Annotated in this window: 2 protein-coding genes; both read left to right on the forward strand. The window is 67.8% G+C overall.

What is annotated here, in order from left to right; translation table 11 throughout:
• A partial coding sequence (locus G7A99_RS19380) for a bifunctional 2-polyprenyl-6-hydroxyphenol methylase/3-demethylubiquinol 3-O-methyltransferase UbiG (protein ID WP_163143311.1) occupies nt 1–711 on the forward strand: 711 nt, incomplete at its 5' end.
• 189 nt (nt 712–900) lie between these two features.
• Nucleotides 901–1,568: TraB/GumN family protein (locus G7A99_RS19385; RefSeq protein ID WP_205599938.1), on the forward strand; the 668-nt coding region annotated here is incomplete at its 3' end.

Consider the following 1,568-nt stretch of genomic DNA (forward strand, 5'->3'; position numbering starts at 1 on the left):
GCCGACTACTGGGACGACCTGGTCGGCTGGGAATCCCGCCTCGAGCGCGAGGGCCACTTCTACAACCGTCTGATCGGGTCCCAGGGCGCGAAGGACGTCCTCGACATCGCCTCGGGCACGGGCGTGAACGCCGTCTCGTTGGCCCGCGCGGGCTTCAACGTCACCGCCGTGGACGGCTCCGAGAACATGATCGCGAAGACGCGGGAGAACGCGAAGAAGTATGGCGTTTCCTTCGTCGATTCGAAGGCCGTGGACTGGCTGTCGCTCGACAAGGTCCTGGGCACGGAGCGCTATGACGCCGTCGTCTGCCTCGGCAACTCCTTCACCCACCTGTTCGACCACGAGCAGCGGCGTGATGCCCTGCAGGCGATCCTCGCCGTGCTCCGTCCGGGCGGGATGCTGGTGATGGACCAGCGCAACTACGACACCATGCTCGACGAAGGCTACAGCTCGAAGCACGAGTTCTGCTATACGGGTGCGGGCGTGGATGTCGGCCCGGCCGAGCTCAACCGCCGGCTCGCGAAGTTCGAGTACCGTTTTCCGGACGGCGCGACGTTCCAGCTGAACATGTACCCGCTGCGCCAGGATTACCTGACGCACCTCCTCGAGGATGCGGGCTTCATCAACGTGGAGCGTTTCGGCGACCTGCAGCGGCCCTACGATCGCCGCAACGTGGACTTCGTCCAGCAGGTGGCCTTCCGCCCGCGCTAAAACACGCCCACCGCGGCCGGGGCCCGTCAACGCCCGGCCGCCCACGGGTCGGTTGCGCGGCGGCGAACGTCGCCGTCGCGCGACATCCCCCTCGCACGGCCCTGAACCCCATTCGACACCTTTGCGGCAGCGCGTAGGCTTCGGCGATAATGCGCCCTTTACTGGCCGCCATCGGATCACCCCCTCCCCATGTCAGAGACCCCCGCGGATCACCTGGTGCGAACGGTCGAGGTCGGCGCGACCACCTTCACGTTGCTGGGCACCGCCCATGTCTCCCCGGAGAGCGTGGCCGACGTGCGCCGCGAGATCGATACGGGGCGCTACGACGCCGTCGCTGTCGAGCTTTGCGAGAGCCGTCACAACGCCCTCATGAATCCCCGCGCGCTTGAGGAGATGGATCTCTTCCATGTCATCCGGACCGGCAAGGCCGGAATGGTGGCGGCGAGCCTGGCGCTGGGCGCCTATCAGCAGCGGCTCGCGGAGCAGTTCCAGATCCGCCCGGGTGCCGAGATGGAGGCGGCGATCCAGCGCGCCCGCGACGGCGGGCTGCCGCTGTATCTCGTGGACCGCGAGATCGGTGTCACCCTCAAGCGCATCTACCGGCGCACGCCCTGGTGGCAGCGGCTGATGCTGGTCTCGGGGCTGTTCGCGAGCCTGTTCTCCCGCGAGCGCATCGACGCGGAGGAGATCGAGCGGCTCAAGGAGGGGGATATCCTGGAATCCACCTTCTCGGAGTTCGCCGACCGCTCCCGGGTGCTCTACGACACCCTCATCCACGAACGGGACCGCTTCATGGCGGCGCGCCTGCTGAGCGAGGCGGCGGAGCACCGGCCGCGCCACGTGCTCGCCGTCGTCGG

Source organism: Arhodomonas sp. KWT, assembly GCF_010993615.1.